Below are 26,068 nucleotides of genomic sequence, written 5' to 3' on the forward strand. Positions count from 1 at the left end.
CTTTTTTAATCCATCTAAAACAGTATTAAAGGACTAGATTTTAGGTAAACTATAAAAGATAGCACTTAATACGTACAACCACACGTACTCTTCTTACATCCGAAGTCAATTCCTAAGCTAATAAGGTGCGATCCGCTGTTATCCGTACCCGATACTTCGTTAACGTTTGCCTGATAGCCATAAGCAAAATAAAATTTAGCTTTTTTGATACCTATCATTGGGGATACTGATAACGGTTTAAAATCCTGATCTATCAAACTTCGTACTGACACACCCCCCCACAAATAACTATCCTGAAAAAACTTTCTTACTTTAAAGTTAGCATCTAACGTAGACCGCAGGTCACTTGAAAATTGGCGATATAATACCGAAGGCTCAAATTGTAATTTTTTAAACACATTTTCAAAAGTAAACCCTGTATAGGCATAGTAATTTGTCAAATTCCCTGGTTCATTTATACTAAAATCTTCCAAAGGTTTGTTTAGCAAATTAATGGCGTTTAGCGTAATAAAAAAGGTTTTCCATCGGTACAATACACTTACATCAAAATTATGATCTACCGTATTAATATCACCTTCAGCAGCTAACAATGATCTGTTAAATTCCGACGAATCAATAGAAAACTGAGTGTATTTATAACTAATACCAAACGATAAATACTGACGTGAGTATTCGCTAAGTGTTAAATGATGCGCAAAAGAACCCTGAAACCCCTGTTGTGAGGTAGCACCATTACTATCATTAAACAATACTGCTCCTACTCCTGAACGATTTTGTATACGGCCATCAATGGATATTGTTTGCGTACTTGGGGCATCATCAATACCCACCCATTGTTCAAATCCTGTTCCGCGAATTTGCCAACAATCCCCAATACCTGCATAAGATGCTGATATTAAAAAAGGATTATCCGTTATGTACTGGTTTAATATGGGCAGATTGAACTCCTGTGCAAAAGCACTAAACCCACCTAACAACATTACTGTTATGTATATAATGTAATTTCTCATGTTAATTATTGTTTGCGGTATAATGTAAAGTGCCCTGTAAATTCTCTTCCTTTATCGTCATTAAGTTTAATTAAGTACCAATAATCTCCTGAAGGCATGTTAGTCCCTTTATAAGTTCCGTCCCATCCTTCACCATTTCGTCTTTGTTGAATTCCTTTAAATTCTTCAATTAATCGTCCGTAACGGTCAAAGACCATCACTTCTATATTTTCAAATTCTTCAAAAACAACTTCACCGCTTCCTCCTTCAATGGGTTCAGTTTCACCTGTTCTTATAGTTGGAGTTGTAGTTCCTCCAGTTACTGTCCCTCCAATAATAACTCCACCTCTAGTTGTACCTCCTGTTACAACACCACCTTCGGTAATACCATTTGTAATTACATTTCCGGTAAGCGTTCCTCCTGAAGTTACACCTCCTGTTGTAGTACCTCCAGAAGTAATACCGCCAATAACCGTGCCGCCAGTTAAAGTACCACCAGTAGTAACTACTACTGAACTGCTTGTATTTGGCCCTGAATTATCTATAGTTATTACCGAAGTAGTTACTCCTATTGAAGTTCCGCCACTTGTGGTTCCGCCAGTAGCTGTACCTCCAGTAGTTTCTCCTCCAACAATAGTATCATCAATGACAGTTCCTCCTGTGGTGGTTCCTCCTGTGGTGGTTGCGCTTGATGTACTACCCCCAGTAGTTTCCTCTGCCGTTATTACTGTTACTGTAGTTACTCCGCCAATTACAGATACATCCGCAAAAGTTGGCGTTGGATTACTTCCGCTAGAAATAACACCTCCGGTAACTACCCCATTTTCACTAACTTCACCTCCAACAATTGTAGTATTATTAGTAACTGAAACTGCGGTTATCCCCGCTCTGGTAGTAGTAACAATAGTTGTTCCTCCTGTAGTAATATTTCCTGTGGTAGTACCTCCTGTAGTTACTATTACTGTAGTAGTAGTAATTTCTCCTTCAGGTGAATTTATTGTAATATCATCAGGATACCAGGTATTTGTTCCTGGATTACCGCTATCGGGATTAAATACATTAGGGATATCTACATCCATAAAATCCAAAGGTATACCTGCTGCAATATCAAAGCATTCTCTATTAAACTTATCTGTTACTGTAAATGTATACCATCCGCCTTGAGTAATTTCAAAAGTACCATCAGCACTAACCTCAATATCTTGCGCAAAATTAATATCATCAGTAGCATTACTAATAAATGATCCCGTAAATATGTAAGGGTTCGCATCTCCTTCTTCAATACGCCCTCCGGTAGCTACCAATTGGTATACATTTACGTTACGTGTAGCTAATGGCACGTACGGTGCAAAAATACCCGCATCAGTAGTGATATCTCTATCAAACTGAACTTTAGTAAAAGGCACTAATTCCTCCAATTCACTGTATACTTCCGAAGTACAGAAAACTCCTGGCCTAACTTCATAATTTAATACAATAGTATAAGTCCCTTCAGCTACTCCAAAAATTCGGTTGCTTCCTGGACTTGACGTAAACACTGCTCCGTCAGTAGTTCTGGTAGCCGTATAATTGATCAATGAATTATCTAACGCCTCATTTTCATTATCCAATACAATAGTATAAGTACCTGCTAATGCTCCTGAAACTGGACAATCAGGTGTTGCTTCCGCAGAAAATTGATCCAAGTCTGGCGTTTCGAATCTAAAGTCTAGCAATCGAGCATCACAAACAATGAGGTTATCCCCAGTTTCTTGATTTCCAGAATCTACTAAGAATACTTCATAATTAACTCCATCTCGTAATCCAGATAAATCCAATGTGTAAATATCATTACCATTGATATCCGTACTCGTTGGCGTATCTATAATGTTAGTATTTCCAACAATAGTTAACGGATCTGGTTCTGGATCACTATCCACATCTCTATCTTCAATGATTTGATAGTAATAAGGAGGCGTTCCGAACTGAATTTCAAAAGTAATCATTCCGTCATCATCGCCACTACAGTCAGGTCCCATTCTGGTCAACTCAGTAAACTCAAGCGCCTGCTTGTCAGCAATAGTAATTAACCCTGGAGGCACATTACATCCAGTTCCTAAGTCACTAATTAATACTCGATAGTCCGCAGGAGCTAAATTAAAAAATTCAGCCACCGTTTCACCAACTGGTACATTTAGCGATACTCCCTCAAAAATATCAAATGAAGACGTTGGATTAATCATATTATCCGAAACCTCCGTACCACTCACTCCTGCCTCAGGAATAATAGTTACCGTGTAAGGACCAACGCCATTTGTGATGTCAATAGTGACAGTTATAATGCCATCTTCCTCACCTGCACATGATATTTCTGTTGCTTCAGCTGCAAAGTCAAGGGGCGCTCTTTGATTAATTTCAAATGCTTGATAAGCTGGCAAACACATCCCTTCCGATGAAATTTTATAAGCATACGTTGCGTTTGATGATAATCCTGAAACAGTATTCAAATCAACCAAATCAAAAAATTGTGTTTCATTTTCTCTTCTGGCAACAGGCGTAGATGTAGCATTTAAAGGCCCTGCAATTTCTGTAAAGCTTCCGCCAGAAGGGATTACCACAAATAATTCATAAGTGTACTCTGGCAATCCACCGCTAACTGCTTGCAATCTCACCGAACCTGTTTCTCCAGGACATAATAAATCACTAGTAGACAAGATACTGAACTCAATATCCTCAGGAGACTCACCAACATTTATTGTTGTAAATGCCTCACATCCATTTGGACTATTGGTTACACGTATGTAATTCACACCTGATTCTAATTCAAAGGTAGCTGAAGTAGTGGTATTTTGTGATACCACTACTGTTGGTGTAGTAGTTAATGGGTTACTACTTAATAAATCCACAGTGTAAGCTGTCCCTGTACCCCCTGAAGGTGTAATTTCATATTGTGCTGTCCTAACAGCAACACCACCTCGGGTGGCACGACTATCATCACAAGTAATGTCAATAATCAATTCTCTTTCAATAGTAATAGATGTTGGTTTTTCCACTCTAACTACTGGACTTGAAGCTGCCATACAACCATTAGCGTCCCTAACCGTGGCAACATAAAAAATAGGCGCTCCGGCTTCTCCAGCCTGAACATTCATAAAATTACCAGTAGCTTGTGGGCCTTGTACCACAACAGGTTCGCCTCCACTAGCATCCGTTCGCGTCAATGTATATTGGATAGATGCTAAAGGTGCGGCTGGCATAGCGCCCATCATGGCAGTAGCTGTTAACGTTGCCGAATCATCAGGACAATCTACAACCACATCAGCCATTAGTGTTACCGTTGGATTATTCGGGGTTGCAATATCAATATTAGCTAATGGTGTAGCCGGCACACAATTTTTACTATCTCTAATAGTTACCGTATACGTACCATCGCCCAAATTTAAATCCGAAGCAAAGAATCCGTTCGTGTTTGTGGCAATAATTGTTGCAGGCGCACCAGCTTCGGTCAACTCAAATGTGTACGGTGGTGTTCCTCCCATAGCCGAAACACGTATGGTTCCAAACATATTTACGCAGCTAGGCTGAATAACTTCATCTTCCGATACCGTAATTGGCGTATCAGGCCCTGTGATTTGTACGCGATCCGTAGCTATACACTCACCTAGCGTGCTTAACGGTGTTCCAGAAGCATCAGCAACAGCTGTTACGTCAATTCTATAAGTTCCTAAACTTAAATTAGTAGTCATTGACGTTACATTTGGCGTATCAACCACAGCCGTTTCCACTACGCTTGATGTGGTTTCATTTGTAATCGTATAGGTAAAGAATCCTGTATAATCAATCACTTCAAAACTAATAGTTCTCAAATCTTCAGGACAATCTAAAGTATTTCCAGTTCCTAGCACTAAAAGTTGCTCCAAATCTCTTACTACATAATCAATTTCATCGGAACATCCACTCGCAGTATTTCTTACCTCAAAGGTATAAATACCAGGTCCGAACAATTCAGCTTGCGTAAATGTATAGGTTAAAGTACCAGGTGCCAGTGTAGTCGGTCTTATCGTTCCTACTGCTGTTGCTGTTCCTGAAGTATCAGTATGTTCCACCAATACAAACTCATATTGATCTGTAGACAATCCAGTAACGTCTACTTTAATTTGCTGATCAACACAATTGTAAAATGAAGCTGTTTCATCAATGCTAACTACTGGTTGTGTAAATGGAGTAATAGTTACCGTTCTATCAGGAATTGTAATACATGCTGCATTTCCACTATCGCGGTATTGAATAGTATACGTAATATTACCTGTAGGACTAGCATCAACTGGGACTACAACATCAATAGTTGCACCCGAAGCTAGCGGCATGTCCGAACCTTCAATTTCTGTAAACTCATTTACCACTCCGGGTATTCTGTAAAAATAAGGTGGGGTTCCATTTCCTGCACCCGTATTTGCGTTTACACTAATCGTAATAAATGGCCCTCTATTTGTTGGCAAACATGTACCAGCTGTTGGTGTTTCTGAAAGATTATTTCCTGTAAATTCAAACGGTTCAATAATTTCAGTAACAGTATTAGCATTAAAACAATTTAATGTGCCGTCCAAGTTGACTACAAAATCAACGTAAAAGCCTGCTGTTAAACCTTCAAATACATTATCGTTAGGAGCAGCTAAGGCTGGTTGCAGTACTCCAGAGCCTGGCATATTTGCAGCCACTGCCGCATCAGCATCAACTTGACTTGGGTATCTAAATAAACGGTATCCAATTGGAGCATCCCCTGCATCACCCGAAGCTAAATTTAAAGTGATGCTTCCATCATCAGCTGCATTACAAGTAATTTGACTTACCGTTGGTGGTATTAGGCTCGATTTTGAAATTGCTCCTTTACGAACAGGCTCGGATGTAATCATACACATAGGATCACCTGCCGTTCCGTAATCGTCAGTTACTTTTATTGTGTAGAACGTATCTGTGGCTAAAGCTCCTCCAGAAGCACTTCCTGTAAAGGTAACATTATCAACTGCTATTGTTTGGCTATTGATTGCCGTTGTATTCCCTGCTTCAAATAACTCATAAGTCAGCATTCGTGCTCCAGTAAATCCACCTGTAACTGTTGCAGTAATATCAGTAATTGTATCATCACATTGCACTTCGCCCAAACTAGCTACAATAGCTAATTCTTCGTAAATAGTTATGCTATCCGAACCATCGCAGCCATCCTTGTTGGCAACTGAAATTTGAAATGTTCCTCTTGGAACTTCAAGTTCACCCGAAAGCACTGAACCTGTTACAACTGGCGCATTTAAAGTTTGGACTACACTTGAAACCCCATCATTGACCGTAAAGACATATGGCTCAAAAGCTGGATCATAATTCGTAACGCTAACTCCAACTGTAAAACTTGTAACATCCAGACATTGATCATCGCTAAAGATTGGACTAATGTCCAACACAGGATCTGGATCAACTTCAATTGTTAATAATTCATTATTAGCTGCATTACATCTAGAGGAATCAGTAACATATATTATAAAATCTAAATTTGTTCCAAAAGAAGTGTCAATTGTTATTACTGATCCATTTACAGTAATTGGAACTAGCACTGTAGGTGCAGACAATAAAGCTGCAGCATAAGTATAAGGTGGAACTCCCCCAGTTGTGTTAACAACTATGTCTACTTCCGATACCCTGTCACAATTTAATGTTTCCTGACTCTCAATAACAGGAACTCCCAAAGGAGGACTATCATTAATTTCAAACATCCTAGAGTCACCACATAAATTACCTGCCTCCCTAACTCTGATTGTATAATTTGCACTAGCACCTAAAAAACCTATGGTTGCCGTTCCAGTTTCTCCTCCCGTACCAGACAATATTACATCAGAAGATGAGGTTAGCACTTCATTACGTCCATTTAAAACATCAACTTCAAAAGTTGTTGCAGTAGATCCTGGATCAGTTAAAAAAGTAACTGTTACACTACCATTAGTTCCTGTACAATCTGGAGAATTTGGCACTGTAGTTAAATCAGTAATACTTAATACTCCCGATGGTGGTGTAGTATATTCACGCTGTGCAATACAACCACTACCGCCACTATCAAAAACTGAAATAGTATAAGTGGTATTGGCATCCAAACCTGTGATTGCATAATAGGTGTCTTCAACTGCTGGTGCCGTACCTGCTGGCAGTGCCAATGCTGCTGGAAAATCTGCATCTCCAAACTTGTGTACATTGTCGCCATTTGTAGTGTCTGCAGATGGATCAATTGACCCTGCAACTACATTTTTAGGATCTGTAATAAAAATAGTTCCAGTATTACCTAATACTGAAAATGCCATTTGTACTCCCAAATCTGGTGATGTACAATTGATATCAAAAGTAGCATTAGTAAGTGTTAAAGGTGTAATGGTTTCAATAGTTAAATTATCAATTACTACTGGTGCACATGGATTGGCATCCGTAACCCTAATACTATAAGTACCTGCCATTAGCATTGGGAACGTAACAGTTCTTGAAGTTATTGTTTGTGGCGCACCTACGGTAGCTCCTGTATCATCTACTAATGTATAGGTAAACCCAGGTCCTGTTGGGTCACCACCAATAATAGTAACTTCTATTGCTCCATTGTCATCATCTGGCATTCCTGACGTACAGGTTATATCTATAATTCTTGGTGTTCCGCTTAAACGGATTGATCGATCTTCAATAGTAACTTGCCCATTAAATTCACAATCCTTAGCATCGCGTACTACATAATCGTAAGTACCTCCCGCTTCGGTCAATGTGTTTCGGGAAACAAATGTAACTCCGCCATCATAACTATACATATATGGAGGCATCCCTCCCGTTGCTGTAATGGTAGCTACCCCATTGTCACCCTCACATAAAATATCCGTTGCGGTAAATGTTGCGGTTGGCGCTTCAGGAAAATCAAATTTGAATGCTTCTAAATCCAATGGACAGTCATTTGCATCAAAAACTCTGAATTGAAAAAACACTCCATCTTGTGAGCTATCCACCATAAAAGGAAAAGTTCCTGTATATGCGGTAAAAGCACCCAACGTAGTTGGGCTAGACCCTTGTGCCACTTCAAATCGATAAGGAGTTACCCCTCCTTGAGGCGTAAAATTATACATTCCGTTAGAACGCAATTGCGGTGTTGCCGCTGGGATTTCACAATCAGGCTCTACTCTGGTAACAGGCCCATTTAAAGTCAATGGTGTGCTTGCAGTAAATGGAATAACAACTGGACAACCGTTTGAATCTAACAACTCATATTCGTAATCCGTATCCGTAGTAATTACTGGTAATCTATCATTAATCACGGTTTCTCCAGCACCTAAAGTTATAAATGCAGGGTCATCCGGCGTTGTCGTGTTAACTCTTCTGTATCGGAATGGTGGTGTTCCACTAGTAATGGTAATCTGAACTTCTGCGTCAGCGGTAGTTGTACCATTAGGTAAACATACAAATGGAGTATCCAACGTGGCTGCTAACTGCGGCTGTGGATCAACAATTACATCCTTAACCGTATCACAAGTGTTAGCATCTACCATGGTTAATTGGTAAGTGATTACTGTTCCTCCTGGTATTACTGGAGCAGGCACATCGTTAAATATCCCTGTAGTATTTGTAAAATCAGGATTTGCTGCTGTTGTTGCGTTATCTAAATTAAAGGTGTAATTTCCTGATCCGTCTGGTGTGCCTGAATTTAAAACTGCGTTAGCTGTAATAGTTACCGTGTTAGCCACGCAATCATAGCTAGTTTGGCTAAATGTAAAATCTGGTAATGAATCCGGTTCGGTAATGGTAAAGTTAACCCTACCGGCAAATCGATCCACCCTGCTATCCGACTTGTCAATAATTTCAATGGTATAATTCCCTGGTGTTAATCCTATTTCCGAAATTGGAGATACTGTTTGTCCAGTAACTGTTCTATTTATAGTCGGTGCGCCTCCTGTAATAGTGTAATCAAATGTAAATGGATCACCATCTGCTCTGGAAACACTTATACTTACTGTGCCATCGGCATCACCCGTACAATCAATATTTTCCACAACTGGCCTACCAACAATTAATGGCGGTGGTAATGGTACTGGTGGAGGACATGGCGCTATTTCAATTGGAATACTCAATGGGTCACAACTAGTACTTAAATCCCTTATTAAAACCGAATAATTTGTTATAAAATTATCGTCTGAATCCACCATAACTTCTACGGTAGTTCCTACAGATGGTAATGCTGTTTCTGTATTTACCACTCCAGGTATGGTGTATACGTATGAAGACGTAGGTTGTGCTAATGAAGCTACAGTAATTTCAATTTGAGCACTAAAATTATTGGCATCGTCCAAATCATCACACTTCCCATCAACTCCAACTACTGTAAAATTAGCCGCTGTAGAATTTGTTGGAACTTCCAATCCAATTTCAGTACCGACAATTTCACAATTTCGGGCAGTAGCTATAAGCACTGGCACATAATATACTGGCATTCCTTTCAATTGTGTAAATAAGGTAGAGTCCGAACCATCAACAGTAGTTACAAAAATTCCTGAAGTGGTTACATTCATTGCTGCAATAGCTGCTTGTGCATCAGCCTCCGTTGAAAATTCATACAAACGATACTCCAAAGGTGGCGTATCGCTACTTATCGAGCTATCTATATTGATCGTAATTGTTCCATCCGCAGTACCCTCGCAACTTACAGGTGTAGTGTCTGGCGCTGTAAGCACAGGGTTTGTAATTGCTGTACTAGTATCAGTATCGCTAAGTGTACAAAATCTTGGTGAAGATGCAGCGCTATCAAAGGTATCGATTACTCTAACTTCATAAGTAACTCCTGCTTGTAAATTTAGTACAGGACTACCTGTTCCACTATTAAAGGTTACCGAAGTACTTGTGGTAGTTTGCGAAGCCAACACCGTGGCTGGGCTTGAGGCATCAACCAACTCATAAGTTAAACTTCTGGTAGGCACACCTGCAAAGCCATTAGTAACATCAGTAGTTATGCTTGCTATATTATTATCGCAATCAGGCTCTGTTAAATTGGCATCTACTACCAAACGATCAAAAATTCGGAAACTATCCGTAGTGGTACACGTTGGGTGTAACGTTCCTGAAACTTCAATAGTGTAAGGTTGTCTTGCGTTTACTGTAAATGAGCCTTGAAGCTGAGTAGCTGTAGTGGTATTGGTCGTATAAGTGATTGGCGACCCATTTGCTTCTAACGTATATGTTTGAGCAGCATCGTAATTATCAATAGTAAAATTCACTGTAAAAGGGCCAAACTCATTACATTCATCCGCACTAAATGCTTCTACATTTAATTCTGGCGTTGGGTCTTCATTAATTGGCACATCCAATGGACCAGACACACAGCCATTAACATCTTTTACATAAACATCTACCTCTCCACCAACTACACGAGGATCATTAGCCGCAATGGTAAACGAACTTGTCAAAGGAAAACTACTTAGCTCATTTGGAGCAGCTGCGCCGTTTGCTATTACTCGATACTCATACGGAGATTGTCCTCCTTGTGCCCTTACATCAATTTGCGCATCATTTTCACAATTTGCATTAATATTATTCACAATAAATGGCCCTTCCAAAGGTGCGGCTCTACCTACATTGAATTCCTGTGTAGCATTACACACACTACCTCCTGATACTTGCTGTACGCGAATTCTCAAAATTCCTTCGGGTATGCCTGTTACCGTAGCTTCATTATTTGTAGCTGTTGCCGAAGCAACCCTAACTGCTGGTAATGGGCTTACTAATTCACCATCTGACACTCTAATAACTTCAATGTCAAAATCTTCACCTACACTTGTCGGATCAGCTACATCAAAATTAATAGTTACCGAACCAGAACTTGGATTACAAGCCCCAGTTGGTGTTGGCGTAACACTATTTATAATTACCGTTGGTGAAGGTTCAGGAGTTGTTGATGATGATGAAGAACATCCAGTAGCATCATCAATAACACCAATAGAATATGCTATATCGAAATCTAAATTCCTAATTCGATAAACAAATTCAGCAGGATTATACCCTGGAGCAGTAGTTACTGATATTGGTATATCTGTTACAGGGAAATCAGGATCACCACTCCTAGCAATATCATCGCCAGGTGCCGATGGAAAAACATGACTTGCTACATCCAAAGAAAATGGTGAAATTCTAAACAAATCAGGATTTGTCAATCCCATAATGGCATCAATCTGAAAAAACACGGTTACTCCATCTACACAATTAGCTACTGTTCTAATCCTGGTAATATCTACCCTTGGTGTTGGTGGAATAATAAATTGAATTGGACTTTCATTAGTACAGTTATTGGCATCCGTTACTCTTACAGAATAACTCCCAATATCTAAATTATTAAAGGTTACCGTTGTTCCTAAACCTGATTGAACATCAAGACTAGTACCCATATCATCAAACAACTCATAACTATAGTTAGCTGTTCCTCCTGAAATTGTTAATTCAAAACTTCCAAGTGTTGGCGGATCACAATTTACTGGGGTTATATTTCTGTTGGTTTCAACAATAGGATCTGGCGCCGTAATTGTTCTTGTTCCCGTTACCGTACACAGTGTTGTTCTATTTCTTATTACATAATCCACTGTTACTGATCCAACAACTGCAATTGCCTGGCTATTCCCGTTTTGAAATGTGCCTCCATTATCAAAACTATACTGATATGCTGTTACGGGAAGTGTTCCTGCTGGAATTAAAGTAATCGTTGAATCATCGCCACTACAATTTACTATAGTTGCATTATCACTTAACACTGTTGGTGCTTCTGGATAAGTAGGCGTAAAAGTCACTGGCGTTCCCACAGCACAATTTCCACTATCAGTAATTGCAATTTCAATGGTGTCTCCATTAAAATTATCATTAAACGTAAAAGTAGGCGCTGTTGGCGACCCCGAGTTAGAAACTCCTGAAGGATCTGTTCCTCCTGAGGTATTTGTCAACACATAAGTATAAGTACCATCGCCACCAGCAACGTCAAAACTAATGGATGCTCCTGAATTTGGCACAGCACCTACAGGAGACCCCGTACTACAATCAGGTTGGTTTTGTACAATATTTGACACCGTAATTGTTGAATTAATAACAAAACTAACCGTTTGTGCACAAGCAATTATATTTTGATTTGCATCTACTACCTGATACGTATACGTTCCTGGCGTGGTTGGTGGGTTAGCAATACTGAATTGACCACCAGTAACTGTTGCTGTTGTAAATGTAACTTCAGAATCTAATTTATAACGCACCGGCTCCGTTCCTGTCACATTCACCACAAAATTAATTGCTGGAGCTCCTGTAGCTGTAGGGATACACAAATTACTTGATGCATCTGCCGAAACTGTAAATGCTGGTACTGGATCAATAGTAACATCCACTGCCAATCCATCGCACATGTTGCCATCTCTTACCAACAACTGGTAGGTTATTGCCGTTGTTGTTGGTGCAGGTACTGCAAAGTCCGTACTTGTTTGGAATGGAAATTCAATAGTTCCAGGATTGCTTGGGTCGTTTAATGCAAACGTATGTCCTGTTCCTGAACCATTAGCTCCTGTAACTGAAAAATTATAAATATTAGTCTGACAATCTAATACAGGCGTAGTATTTGTTACCGAAGGTATCGTCGCTGGCTGTCCTACACTAAATAATTCCGTTTCATCACAATTCGTAGTTGTATCTGTAATTACCAACTCATAATCTCCTTGTGCTAATCCTGTTAATGAAAGTCCGGATGCTGTTTGTCCAGTAACATTACTTACCTCAGTTCGGGTAGCAGGACTTACTGAGTTATCAAGCAACGTTAATACATAATTATAGGTAGACCCTGATGTTAAGCCCGTAATTGTCGTTGTTGCGGATCCGTCAGTATTTCCTTGACATGTTGTGCTTGTAGCTACTGGCTGCGAACTTCTAATTCGCGTAAGCGGTAATACTGTAACATCCATTTCTTCCACGCAAAGTGAATTAGCACTTCTGGCTTCAATAGTATAGCTCCCTTCTGGTAATTCAAAAGTACCCGTAAGATTATCAAAGGTTGCTGTAACCGGAACAGGAGTTGTTGGTGTTCCCGCAGGGTTTGAAGTTTTAATGCGATAACCTTCAATAGTATCGCCATTATCAGCAGTAGCCGTTACTGTTACGGTAGCTGTTTCTTTATCACAAGTTAAATCAGGATTTGTAGTTGCTCCAAAAGTTACTGTAGATAGTGGTAAAATTTCAACAGGCAATGATTCTGGTGATAAACATCCGTTAGCATCTTCAATTACTAAAGTATAGGTCCCTTCTGTTAAATTTTGAAATGCTACACTTGGATCAGTAATTGTTGCTTCCAACACTGGATTTGGTGCAGTTGCCGTGTTTAAATCATCTTTAAATAATCTGTATTCTTGGTACGGCGTAGCCCCACCAACATTAATTGCTGCCCACCCAGTAATACTAATTGTACCTCTAGTTGTAGTTTGGTTTTCGCAGGTGTAAGATGTAGCTCTAATTTCGGGTGCGCTTAACGGATTAGCTGCCTCTATAGTTATCGTTACTGGTTCTGACGCACATTCATCTGTAGCATCGGTAATATCAGTGACAATAATTTCGTAATCCCCAGCTGGCAAACCTACAAATGCACGGTCTGATTGTCGTGCATTCAAGCGTGTTGCTGGTAATGCCGAAGGGCCAGAAATAATTTCGTAAACCAAACTTGTTCCTGATGGATATGGTGAGCCATCAGCTTGTTGTGGTGTTACGAAAATTTCCCCATCAGTATCACCATCACAATTGATATCTACCACAGTATCCTCAACAAGTTGTATGCCTTGGTATTCTAAAAAGCTATTTGGGAAGATTTCTGCATCATTTATACAACTATTTGAAACTATAACAGCAACTGAAAAATTATCAAACTCATCTAAATCAATATAATTTGTTCCATCGTCAGGTATCGTTGAAGGGTCTCCTTCAGTTGTTGGTGTGGGTTGTTGACTAATATCATCAATCAAAAATGTAATCACACGCTGGTTTGGGTTTGCAGGCGGGTTTGTTTCCGTTCCTCCAGTAATCTCAACGGTATTAGTTGTTGTCGTGCTTATTGCATTAATATCAAAACTTAATGAACTCAGATCAAAGGAAGGGTCTGAGGATTCAATGGTAAGTTGAAACTCACCCGAAGTACAGGAGACTTCTTTCAAAATTTGAAATCTCGTAGTAAATGTAGGTAAAGGAGCTGTGCTTATTGGTCCCTGTTCAATTTGACAAAGTGAGCCATCTAATGACATATTTGGGAGGGTTGCACCACTACTATTAGCAAAAACTCGAACTTTATATTCTATGTTAGGATCAACATTAGTAAAAGTATATTGCCTATTACTCCCATTATCTCTGGTTGCCACCACCACATCATCAGAAATATTTGGTGTATTATTTGTGTTAATTAATTGAAAGAAATAATTTGGCAAACCCGCATTTGCCCTTACCAAAATATCTGCTAAAGTTTCATCAAAGGTAGAAGTTATGGCTTGATCTTCCGAACAAGAAGGCTCTCGGCTAAATTCAAAAACTTCAATTGAAGGGTTTATAAAACGTAACGTTTCATTTAGCGTAAAGGTACACCCTGAGCTATCAGTATTACTTGAAAGCACTGGTATGGCATTAACCCTTATATTTATTACTTCCCTAAATGGTGAAGGTGCATTAATAATAAAAGTACCATAATTAACATCACTAGCATTTTGAGTCTCCTGAGAAATAAAGTTTGATGCATCATTAGGGTCCTGAATAAATAATTCTAATTCATAATCCAAACCATCACCAGGGCTTGTAAGTCCAGTAACATTTACCGTGGCATCACCAGCGTTACATAATGCTCGATCTGGAGTTTCCAGCATTAAATTTGACTCAATTTTGGTAGTATTAAAATAGAAGATATTAGTACAACCGCCTTCTGTTACTGACAATCGGAAACTGCCAGTTTCATCAATCGTTATTGTATTTGTATCAGGATTAGCAGCGCTTACTGTTGCACTTTTAATTTCTGTATAAGTACAATCGCTACCAATAAATGCACAATTATTGTCATCATCAGGTCTATTACAATCTCCATTAAAGCGTTCCCATAGCAATATCGTGTTATCCGTGTAATCAGTAGTGATAGTCAAATCAGTATTACACATCACAAACTTTGTAATCTGATTACCATCAATTGTACATGCATCCTGTCTAGAAGGGTTTAATGTAGTGTTAAGGAAAGGATTTGCTATTTCAAGTGAACCATCAACAACATTAAAAGTTTGCCTCGCATTAGCGCAAACAGGTTCCCTTACTTGATCCACAATATAATAACCTACATCAGTTGCATTAAATGTATTAACCGTTGTAGTTGCCACCAATGTGCCATCAGTAATATCATAATCAGCATCGTCAATAAAACCATTTCCGTTACGATCAACAATTGGTCCAGGAACCCTGTACCAGGTATAAGTATCAAATCCTAACGCTGCAGTTAATGTTTGCTCTCCTGTACAAATTTCAACCACTTGAGAAGAACAACGTTCTCTTTTTTGTGTAATTTCTACGGTCGGCCCTTGTATTGGTGCTTCATCACAAGTATTATCAAAAGCAAAAGCACTGTCTTTTTGATCAACTCTATTGTTATTAAACCTTCCTTCAAAAGACGAAAAAGCAATATTTTCAACACGTTCTACACAAGCATTCCTATTCCCTCCACATTCATCAACAATTCTAACTCTAAAACGTATAGTAACCTCTTGTCCACAAGCTGGATCTGTAATGATATTTCCAGTAGCAGGGTCACTTGGCTGATTGTTACAATCAAAGGCTCCTAAATCAGGAATATCAATTCTAATGTTTTTTGTGTTGTAAGTAATACCTGCCCTGTCTGTTATAGTTTCATCTACAATTTGAACGTCAGGTACTGGAACGTCAAAGCCAGAAAAATCTGCAGCATCTGTAAACTGCCCATCTAAAAGTTCCGTATTCCCGGGAAGAAAATCTTCAAAAACTATGTTTTCAGCAATATCATTTCCTAAATTCCGAATGGTCATTTCGTAAATAATCTCCTGTCCAAAATCCACAATTTCATTGTTAGCTAATAAAACCCCAGTATCAGCATTCCTAGCCTGCTTTAAAATAATGACATCAGGTGAAATAACCTCGACAGCAAATGCAATGAAAAAATTGTAATAACTATCAGTATTGGTACTTAAATAAAACCTTGCTTGGTCATCAGTTAACCCACCAGCAAATGCGGTTCCATTATTTAAAACTGTATTGTTGGGGTTTGCAAGTTGAAAATGATCAGTATCATAACCTAAAGTATTTGATGAATTAGGGTATTTTCGCGTGTTCCCATTCAATCCAGTAATTGTACTATTAAAAAAGTTATTACTATTATTACTTGGAGTTTCCCTTAAACGTATTGCTGATTGCGGCGGATCATTAGGACCTCGAGGATCCGTAGCTGGATTTAATTGACTTGTTTGAGTTTCTATTGAAAAGCTATCGCCATTTAAACTGCGATCACCTTCCAGACTTGCTGCTCCAATCCAGGCGTTTATTGGTCCGTTGGGAATAGTTCTGAAATTTGGCGTAGGAAAAGATACTGGCGCATCTCCGGTTGCTATTACAGAAAACCCATCATAAAAAGCAAATAATTTATTTGTAATATTCGGTCTTTGATCTTCATAAATTACTGCTAATGTCCAACCTCCTGTTAATCCCTGACCATTTCTTCTACCAGTGGTAGCTCTTATATTTGCTACAGTCCAAAATCCTGCAACATCCTCACCCGCATCTTGCATGGATGTAAAAATTTCAGTTACATCAGCAATACAAACATAAGGCTCATCTTTAATATTATCACCGGGATTTCCTGCTCCAGGCAGTCTAGGTATAACATTGTTATATGGGGATCCTCTCAAACCATCGACTATAACTTCCGCCTTAATTTGTATCCCTCCTGGATTACCTGATGTGTTAGCAGGATTGGCACTAATATCATAATACCTACTTGCTAACGGAGGTAAAATTTTTATTTCTGTAAAATCAGCAACAACATCATCATCATTTGCACTTGATATGGTTCCTCCTGATGCACAAGAATTGGTTCTTGAAGTTACTGTTGCGCCATTTCTTGTTTCACCCGAATAAGCTGCGGACCAATATAAATAAGCTCTCTGTACCGTTGAACAATTTGCATCTAATTCTAAAAAACCCGAACTCGAACTAAATGTTCCATCTTCATTTGTACTACACGATGTTGGCGAGCCGTTGCCATCAGCATTTAAAGAACCCGAATATGACGATTCAGATGTATTATTAAGAAAAGCATCACTAAATAACGCTTGTCTACCAGGTGAGTTCGCATCAGTATCTAGTGTATTTCTGTAAAAATTATTACTATCAATATCGATGTAGGCACGAGTTTGCCCACTACCATTATTGCTATTAAAATTAAATGGTCCATCGGGATTGAAGTTGAATCGACCAAATCGACCATTAACACCTAAAATACTGTTACCAGTGATACTCATATCACCTCGGACAGTTAATGAATCTCTAACTTCTAATCTGACAACTTCCTGACTATTAGATAAGCTGTATGCAAGCACACATACAATTACACTTAAAAATTTATTTTTAAAATTGGGTAAAAGTTTTTCCATAGGTCAACTCTTTTAAAGTTTGGGGACTTCAATTTACGACACTAATTTGTAAAATGGTAAAAAAAATCTTACGAATTTACTCTTTATCCGAAGTTTTAACAACTTTCAGCTTGGTTTTTAGCAAAACCTTGTTCTTTTTGTTTAGATCTATTAATTTTTCCGTTTGTCGATCACTTGCACTATTATCAGAAGCAACTAGTGAGCCAATAATGTCAAGCACATCAAGTTCGGAAATTTTTAGTTTTGGATTGATAAACAACTCTTTAATGAAATAATTATCCTGTATATTTACTGGGTTCGACTCATTAAATCCCATGCCATTTGAGTTTGAATCACTCCCTCCTGAACCCTGTTGTTTTGTTGTTTTTTTGATGACTCCGCTACCTTCTTTTTTAACTGTAGTAGTTGTTCTTTTTAATGCAGCTTGTACGGCTTTTCTTCGTTCTTCCTTTTGATCCTCATCCTTAAGCACTTTGGTCACACGTTTTAACTCCGCACTATTCCTTTTCTTGTCTTCAACAGTTTTTGTTACTTGCTTTAAAGTCGCTTTTCTTTTAAGCGCTTCAGCAGCTAAACGTGCTTCTTCTGCCAGTCTTTCTTCTTCTGCCTTACGTGCTTCTTCCGCCTTACGAGCCGCTTCCTCGGCTTTTCTTTTTGCTTCAGCAATACGAGCCTCTTCCGCCAACCTAGCTTCTTCTGCTTTACGCGCTTCTTCAGCTATTCTTGCTTCCTCTGCCTTACGTGCTTCTTCCGCCTTACGAGCCGCTTCCTCGGCTTTTCTTTTTGCCTCAGCAATACGAGCCTCTTCCGCCAACCTAGCTTCTTCAGCTATTCTTGCTTCTTCTGCTTTACGAGCCTCTTCTGCTGCTATTCTTGCTTCCTCTGCCTTACGCGCTTCTTCTGCCAACCTAGCTTCTTCTGCCTTACGCGCTTCCTCAGCTAAACGTGCCTCTTCTGCTTTACGAGCCTCTTCCTCAGCTAAACGTGCTTCCTCTGCTTTACGAGCTTCTTCTGCTAAACGATCTTCTTCTTGTTTTACTACACGTTGTAAACTGCTTAGTATAGTATTTTTTTCTTCATCTGAAATTAATGTACTCGTTCTAATTAATGCCATTCTTGCTTTGGCATCAGCCGCATTTCCACTATCAATTACCGTATTGGTAACACGTAATAATTCAGACTTTTGCTTTTCTTGCTCAGCTGCTAATTGCGCTTCTTCAGCCAAACGATCTTCTTCTTGTTTTACTACACGTTGCAAACTGCTTAGTATAGTATTTTTTTCTTCATCTGAAATTAGTGTACTCTTTCTAATTAACGCTATTCTTGCTTTGGCATCAACCGCATTACCACTATCAATTACCGTATTAGTAACACGTAGTAATTCAGACTTTTCTTCTCTTGCTCAGCTGCTAATCGTGCTTCCTCTGCTATACGATCCTGTTCCGCTCTAGCTGCCGCTTCTACTGCTAATCGTTCTTCCTCTGCTATACGATCCTGTTCCGCTCTAGCTGCCGCTTCTGCTGCTAATCGTTCTTCCTCTGCTATACGATCCTGCTTCCGCTCTTAGCTGCCGCTTCTGCTGCTAATCGTGCTTCCTCTGCTATACGATCCTGTTCCGCTCTAGCTGCCGCTTCTGCTGCTAATCGTGCTTCTTCCGCCAAACGATCTTGCTCTGAAGTATCTGTTACAACTACTCTTTCTAATACGCTGTTCTTTTTAGCCTCTGTTTCTGCTTCCGCCACAGCTTCTGACTCTTTTGTAGCTACTATTCGCTCTAATCTGCTTAATACTTTTTGTTTTTCTTCAGCAGATATGAATGCATTTTGACGAATTAGGTTTGCCTTAGCCTGAGCTTCTTCAATATTTTCAGCATCTAAAAGCGTGTTAGTAACACGCACAAGTTCAGCTGCAGCGTTTCGGGATTTTTCTTCTTCTGCTTTGGCTAAATCTGCAGCTTCAGTTTCTTTAACAAGTGCTATACGCTCTAAACGTGACAATAATGCTTGTTTTTCTGCATCAGGAATAAATTTGTTCTGTCTTACCAAACTAGCTTTTACACGAGCTTCTTCAATATTTTCAGCATCTATCAAGGTGTTGGTGACACGCAATAATTCTGCTGCTTCTTTTTTAGATCTTTCCTCTTGAGCAATTGCTAAATCTTCCGCTTCTTTTTCTTTAATAATTCGTTGTAATGAACTACTTATTTTTCGTTTTTCTTCATCAGAAATGTACTTGTTAGTCTGAATTCGCTCCAGCGCTGCTGTTGCGCTTTCAATATCTTTATTGGCAATTAGTGTAGATGTTCTTGACAACAACGCTCTGGCTTTATTTTTATCCTCCGTTTCGGCTGCAATACGTACTGTTTCTTTTTCAATATCTTCAGCCAGCTCTTCTTTTTCCGTAAAACGGGTTATTACCGAATTTTTTTGATTTTCAGTTATATAAGGATTACTTTCTATTTTAATTAGCGTTGCTTTTGCTCCTTCTAAATCATTATTTGCTATTTGCGTATTCATTATTCGAATTAGCTCGCTAGCCACTGCTTCATCCTTAATTTTTTGCTCTTCGGTTGTTCTTAACAATTCTGCTTTAGCTCTAATTTCAGCTAATGCGTCTTGCTTGTTTTGTTGTTCCTCTCTGGCTTCTTTTAAAGCAGCAATTTTTTCAGCTTTTGACAGCTCTTCTCTTTCAGGTAATTTACGCGAAGGCTTTGTTTTTCTTTTCTTTTTTGGTCTTCGCTGCGGTTCAATAAAGTTATAAGCTAATGTAAACTCATGCGTTAAACCAAAAATATCTGCACTACCCAAACCTCTTTCCACGGTATAACCGATAGTGGCATATGGAGCAATATTAAATCCAAGTCCTAATGAAATACCAAATGTGGCATTATACCCCAATTGTGCAAAACCGTATTTGTTATTTTCGACCATTCCATTGAATCCGTAACCTATATCAGCACCACCAGTTTCCTGCTCCACGTACAGCATTCCCCTAAAAGTATTTGGCGATCTACGTCTGAACGGTTTCGAATACATCCCATGCAACACAATAACACTAGAATCATATACTTGGTTATCTCCCCCAAGTTGTAAATTGAGTATATTTCTTGCGGCTACCCCAAAATCAAACTCATTATAACTTACATTAACCCCTGGTGATACCCTTATTAATGAAGTATTTTCAAAATCAGTTAAAATTGGATCGGATGCTATTGGCGACTGTGTCCGTAACTCGGATTTTAGTCCCGATCTTTGGTAACGTACGTTTGCACCAAACGTCATATTAACATCGCGAGTAAATTCAACATTATAAGCGTAATTTAGTACGGCGCCAAAATTTGTAATTACTCCAATATTTCGTTGAAACAAAGCTGCTCCAATACCCATGTTTTCCTTTAAAGTTTTATTGTATGCTACCCGGTAGTTAGCTGGAGCATCCTCAAAACCTGTTTTTTCTACTCTTCCGAAAAAAGAAATGTATCCGTTTTTATCTCCTGAATCCGCAGCCTCCTTATCAAACGAAAAGCCTGGATTGAATAAAAAGCGATTATATTTCATCGCTGTATGAGTCGTTTCATCTGGCGGTCCAACAAATTGGTCTTGCTGCCCTACAATGCTATGCACGCTGAAACATACTACTGCTAAAAAAAATAACTTCCGCATCCTATGCATTTACCTGATAATTGTTATTGATCCTTTTTCTACAGGATTGTTATTTCTACTAATTACGTAATAATAAATAGATTCTTTTAATTGTGATTTGGACTCCTCAGGCCATTGATCAATATAGCCATCAATTTCTCCCTCCGAGGTATAATCCAATTGCCCACTATTAGAATAAATTTCAACTTTAATTTCACTGTTTCCCCTAAGCTCTCCTGGTAAAATCCAGTCATTATTTAAAGCATCAATATCCCTTGACAATACATTTGGTATTACCGCCGAGCCTGATTGGATTGAAATTTGCTCAACAGTTGATGTACCACAACCTGATAAACTTACCCGCGCTGTGTATGTTCCTGGATTAGTAACGGTTAATGATCGCCCTGTTTCGCCAGGAATTTCAAAATTATTTCCACGAATCCATTGAATAACAAAGTCGCTAATGGCAATATCTGAAGGCAGCTCCAAAGTAAGTTCTACCGAGCCACCAACTTCAAGCTCTTCTGGTTCTTGCGAAATACTTAATGATTCTAAATTTAAAACTACATCCACATTATTTTCAGAATCAAAAACCGTTCCACCAATACTTACCTCTGCAGTATAGTTCCCATTATCAGCTAATTCTTCTAGTTCCAGGGTACTCTCCGTTTCTCCATCTATCAGCGTACCGTTCTTTAACCAAGCAAATTCCAGTCCATCTAAACTTTCAGGAGTTAAGGCATCGCCACTGTCATTAAAAATCCGCACTCCTCCAATAGTTAAATCAGCCGCTCGTAATTCACAGTCGCTAATATTTTCTGGGGCTTGGATTGAAAATGTTAAATTGGTGATGTTGGTTACATTAATTGCATCTTCAGTTGTTCCCTCTTTAATCTCACAGGTAGAAGCATTATCAACCACTTTAGCAGTATATACTCCTAAACCAGTTGCTACAAAGCTTGTAGTATTACTATCAGGTATTTCAACTCCATCTTTTATCCATGTAATAACCGGACTTACTCCATCCACCTCAACAACTAAAATCTCATCTTGTCCTGGTACATCAACTACGTTTAAAGGTGATGTAATTTTTATGGAAGGATTCAATAAGTCGACATTTATTGGATTGGATTGAGAAGCACATCGTTCATTTAGAGGTAACGAAGGGTCAATGACCTCAATTTTGTATTCGCCCTCGGCCTCAATACCAGTTACTGTAATACTCGTATTGATTTCTCCTGAAATTGCCTCACCATCTCTTGTCCATTGGTAATTAAAATCAGGATTCGTTTGGCTAGATTCCAACACCACTGATCCTGAAGCACAAATTGTGGTTGTACTCAAGTTATTTATGCTTACTGGAATTGGTGTTTGTATAGAAACTCTAACTTGATTTGAAAATGCTCCTGTCAAAAACTGATTACAACTACCCAAATTAGGCGCATATTCATAGCGTCCTGGCTCCGTTACATTTAAAGTTCTGCCAGTTTCACCAGGTATAGGAGTAAAGTCGTCTCCCCTTCTGTCTTTCACCCATATATACTCATCAAATTCATCAACAGCCGTTAAAACACCCGTTGCACCAGACGCGATACATAGTTGATTTTGTGGTATTAATTCTGGTTGTTCTCCATTAAAGAAATAGGCACTTAAATTTGGGGAAACCCTGCCCCTAACAATCGGATCAGTATTTGCTATTACCCTTAGTGTATAAGTTTCGCTACCTAAAATTTCACCAGAACCATCAACGCTAGGAAGTATAAAATCCTCGAAAATCACTGAACTCCCTGAAGTAGTTTTAGTTTCAATGTCAAACGTGCTTGATCCAAAAGTACCCTGTTTATTTGATAGCTGTAATGTAAAAGTAGTACCCTCAGGAAACAAACCACCTGTAATTTGAGCCTCTACTGTTATTGGAAGTATTTCATCGCCACTAATACATCTTGTGATACCACTGTTAGAACCCGCTCCTTCAAATAAAGGCCTTTCAATACTTTGCGAAAATATTGGGATACTTGCAAGTAGCGCAGCTAGAGCGAGGCTAAATTTGATTACTATTTTAACACTTTTTGAGCGCATAACATTGATTTGTAGGCAACTAACTAGTTGGAGCTATGTTAGTAAATGTTTAATAACTTTTTAACAACGTACTAAAATATGAAGAAATTCGCTAGCAGGCGCCTGTTTTTCAGTTTTTTTTGGAAAAAAGTGCATAAATTGTGCTTTTTGTCGTAAATTATAGTGTTTTTATCTATTGTTATACAAACGAAAAAAAATTAATAAAACCACTAAATATTCAAAATATTTGACCGCTTGGTGCTATTCCTTTAATTATTCAATATATTTTTTAGTATAAAAATACTCAACAATGGCTTCTTTCATTAAAACTGTTTGTTCTCCTGCCCTTAAATTAGGTAGCGCTTCCTTTACATTATAATGTGGCCAGCCGTCATCATCAATATAATCAAACTCATAATAGCCATAGGGTTCCAATAACCGGCAGATCGCAATATGCATTAAATCTAGCTTTTCATTTTTTTTAAATGCCCGATGTGGTTGCCCGAGTTCCTGTACACCAACCAAATAAATAATAGCATCCAAATCCAATTGATCTCCATCAGCAAATTGATTGGATAATTTTTCCTGCACTAATTCCCAACGTTCTTTTAATTGTATATCTCTACTCATAATAAGTCAAAATTACTGAATTTAAATAATTACGGATTTTAATACTGTTTCAGAAATTAAGTATGTTCAATTGATATGGTTAATTTTCACTTGATACTTCAAAATAAAACAATACAGTAGTTAAACTAGCATTTATATTTTTTATAGTCTAAACGAAAAATTCCAAACTTTTATTTGAATAATTTTAAATCAGAACCCGTATAACTGATCCCATTAAATTAAGTAATTTCTTTTTTTTCCTACATTTAATAAAAATAACACATGAACTACCTCGATATTATTTTAGGGATTTTGCTTTTATATGGGCTTGTAAAAGGTATTATGAAAGGGCTTTTTGTTGAACTATCATCACTTATTGCTCTTGTTGCAGGTATTTATGGTGCCACGCATTTTTCAGATTATGCAGGTAATTTTTTAGAAAAGTCGGTGACCTGGGAACCTCAATATACCAAGCTTGCCGCCTTTGCGATCACTTTTGTGGTAATTATCCTTGCCGTTTCCGCTTTGGGAAAAATTTTGACTAAAATTGCTGATTTTGCAGCCTTAGGCATTATAAATAAAATTTTAGGTGCTGCTTTTGGTTTTTTAAAAATGGTATTTATTGCCAGTGCCGTTATTATGTTTTTAGGACCACTTAACAACAAGCTTGAAATTGTAAAAAAAGAAACTATTGAAAGTTCTATGCTTTATGGAAGGGTAGCTGCTTTTGCTCCGTTGATTCTTCCTAAAATAATGAAAGAGTTTAAAAAAGAGGAAGAACAAGTGCAGTTAAACCAATCCGTTTGATTTTTTTAAATTTTAATAGTTGTAGCTACTTACGTTATTTTATTGTTAACAATGAGATAAAAGTAACCATTATAAATGAGTAATTTTTACCATGAAAACAGTACTAAGCAACAATTAAAAGCGGAGGACGCTTATGAAGTAAAAAAGGCAACAACCATAGTCGCTACCTTTTTGTTTTAAATTTAAATGCTTATTATTTTTTGGCAACATTAATAAAAGCACAAGCAGCCCGTCCTTCAGGGTTTAAACCTGGCGCAACAGCTATTGAAATAGAATTTCTTTGAGTGCAAAAAGCTGAAGTTACTTCAAAGCAAACAGCAAATCTACCTTCTTCCTTTACTGAACTACTATTAAATGTGGTTGAAAAACTTTTTTCGCCATCATAAGCCCCTGATCCAATAGTATCTTCAATTTTTTTTCCTGCAACCACCCACTGAAATTGTGTGTCAGACTGTAAATTTTCGATCACAGAGCCCGTAAATCTGAAACTATTTTCGCCAAGTTTTGTTACGGTAATTTTTGGTATTGGACAATTTGAGGCTTCTCCACTTTCGGAAGAGGCTATCAGGTTGGCAAAAGAAAAACAAATTCTTGTTCCGTAACCGTTTCATTTTCTTCAACGGGTGTCATGTCCTCAGTTGGCATCTCACTGTTGTCTTGGTCTGTGGTAGGCTGACCTTCCTCTTCACTTGGAGTAGCATCAGTATTTTCAGATGCATCACCTTGCTCGTCTTCTTTTTCATCAGAATCTTGGTCCTGATTTTCAGAGGATCCATCTTCAGCATCCTCAGCAACATTAGTATCTTCGTCTTGATCTTTATCATCATCTATTGCTGTGTCAACAATTTCTTTTTCAATAGTTTCTGAATTAACTTCATCTTCATTTTCACATGAAACAAAAGTTATAGCACATGCCATTAATACGATTCCGATTAACTTATTAATCCCTGCATTTCTTTTCATAATAATTAAATTTAATTGATTTATACCTTAAACAGGTTAATCAATATTTACCCTACCTTCAATTATTTTTTTATACAAGCTAAGCGTATTATAAAGTTCACATTTAACAAAACAAAAAAAACCAAACAGTTATGCTTTAATGAGTTGCAACTTTTGAAATTATCCTATTGGGATAAGATATTTTGTACCGTTTTCTACATTAAATTTCCCGTTTAAAATGATTTTTTTCATTTCATGCTCCATAATAAAACATTACCGGAGCCTTAGCTAAACTTAGGCTCCATTTATTAATCAACCAAAAAAA

9 protein-coding genes are annotated in these 26,068 nt (G+C 38.2%); 1 reads left to right on the forward strand and 8 read right to left on the reverse strand.

Annotated features, from left to right (window positions below; translation table 11 throughout):
- Positions 1–65: 65 nt before the first annotated feature.
- The 6 genes from GMC_RS0106455 to GMC_RS0106480 all read right to left on the reverse strand — a co-directional run bounded on the left by GMC_RS0106455 (position 66) and on the right by GMC_RS0106480 (position 24,015).
- Complete coding sequence (locus GMC_RS0106455) at positions 66–1,010, reverse strand: PorP/SprF family type IX secretion system membrane protein (RefSeq protein WP_010521369.1); 945 nt, start codon at positions 1,008–1,010, stop codon at positions 66–68.
- A 5-nt stretch (positions 1,011–1,015) separates the two neighbouring features.
- Complete coding sequence (locus tag GMC_RS0106460; RefSeq protein WP_010521370.1) at positions 1,016–17,686, reverse strand: T9SS type B sorting domain-containing protein; 16,671 nt, start codon at positions 17,684–17,686, stop codon at positions 1,016–1,018.
- A gap of 76 nt (positions 17,687–17,762) precedes the next feature.
- Positions 17,763–18,944, reverse strand: a complete 1,182-nt coding sequence (locus tag GMC_RS21815) for a hypothetical protein (protein WP_010521371.1) — start codon at positions 18,942–18,944, stop codon at positions 17,763–17,765.
- Positions 18,945–19,227: 283 nt separating this feature from the next.
- Positions 19,228–21,348, reverse strand: coding sequence for a PorP/SprF family type IX secretion system membrane protein (locus tag GMC_RS0106470; protein ID WP_157998143.1), 2,121 nt, complete (start codon positions 21,346–21,348; stop codon positions 19,228–19,230).
- Between the two features lie 9 nt (positions 21,349–21,357).
- The gene (locus GMC_RS0106475; RefSeq protein ID WP_010521373.1) at positions 21,358–23,406 is read right to left on the reverse strand and encodes a T9SS type B sorting domain-containing protein; all 2,049 of its coding nucleotides are present in this window, start codon (positions 23,404–23,406) and stop codon (positions 21,358–21,360) included.
- 252 nt (positions 23,407–23,658) lie between these two features.
- Positions 23,659–24,015, reverse strand: coding sequence for a hypothetical protein (locus GMC_RS0106480; protein WP_010521374.1), 357 nt, complete (start codon positions 24,013–24,015; stop codon positions 23,659–23,661).
- Positions 24,016–24,276: 261 nt separating this feature from the next.
- Between GMC_RS0106480 and GMC_RS0106485 the strand changes: the two genes are divergently transcribed.
- Complete coding sequence (locus GMC_RS0106485; RefSeq protein WP_010521375.1) at positions 24,277–24,801, forward strand: CvpA family protein; 525 nt, start codon at positions 24,277–24,279, stop codon at positions 24,799–24,801.
- A 193-nt stretch (positions 24,802–24,994) separates the two neighbouring features.
- Here the strand turns inward: GMC_RS0106485 and GMC_RS0106495 are convergent, their stop codons facing one another.
- Both GMC_RS0106495 and GMC_RS0106500 read right to left on the reverse strand, forming a co-directional pair.
- Entirely contained in the window at positions 24,995–25,270 is a 276-nt protein-coding gene (locus GMC_RS0106495) for a hypothetical protein (RefSeq protein ID WP_010521376.1), read from the reverse strand.
- A gap of 95 nt (positions 25,271–25,365) precedes the next feature.
- Complete coding sequence (locus tag GMC_RS0106500; protein ID WP_010521377.1) at positions 25,366–25,764, reverse strand: hypothetical protein; 399 nt, start codon at positions 25,762–25,764, stop codon at positions 25,366–25,368.
- Between the last annotated feature and the right edge of the window lie 304 nt (positions 25,765–26,068).

The organism is Aquimarina agarivorans (assembly GCF_000218485.1).
GTDB classification, from domain to species: domain Bacteria; phylum Bacteroidota; class Bacteroidia; order Flavobacteriales; family Flavobacteriaceae; genus Aquimarina; species Aquimarina agarivorans.

Coding starts and splice junctions, on each gene's coding strand:
- GMC_RS0106455 (WP_010521369.1), bottom strand. CDS start 1,010: ATGAGAAATTACATTATATACATAACAGTAATGTTGTTAGGTGGGTTT.
- GMC_RS0106460 (WP_010521370.1), bottom strand. CDS start 17,686: ATGGAAAAACTTTTACCCAATTTTAAAAATAAATTTTTAAGTGTAATT.
- GMC_RS0106470 (WP_157998143.1), bottom strand. CDS start 21,348: ATGCGGAAGTTATTTTTTTTAGCAGTAGTATGTTTCAGCGTGCATAGC.
- GMC_RS0106475 (WP_010521373.1), bottom strand. CDS start 23,406: ATGCGCTCAAAAAGTGTTAAAATAGTAATCAAATTTAGCCTCGCTCTA.
- GMC_RS0106480 (WP_010521374.1), bottom strand. CDS start 24,015: ATGAGTAGAGATATACAATTAAAAGAACGTTGGGAATTAGTGCAGGAA.
- GMC_RS0106485 (WP_010521375.1), top strand. CDS start 24,277: ATGAACTACCTCGATATTATTTTAGGGATTTTGCTTTTATATGGGCTT.
- GMC_RS0106500 (WP_010521377.1), bottom strand. CDS start 25,764: ATGAAAAGAAATGCAGGGATTAATAAGTTAATCGGAATCGTATTAATG.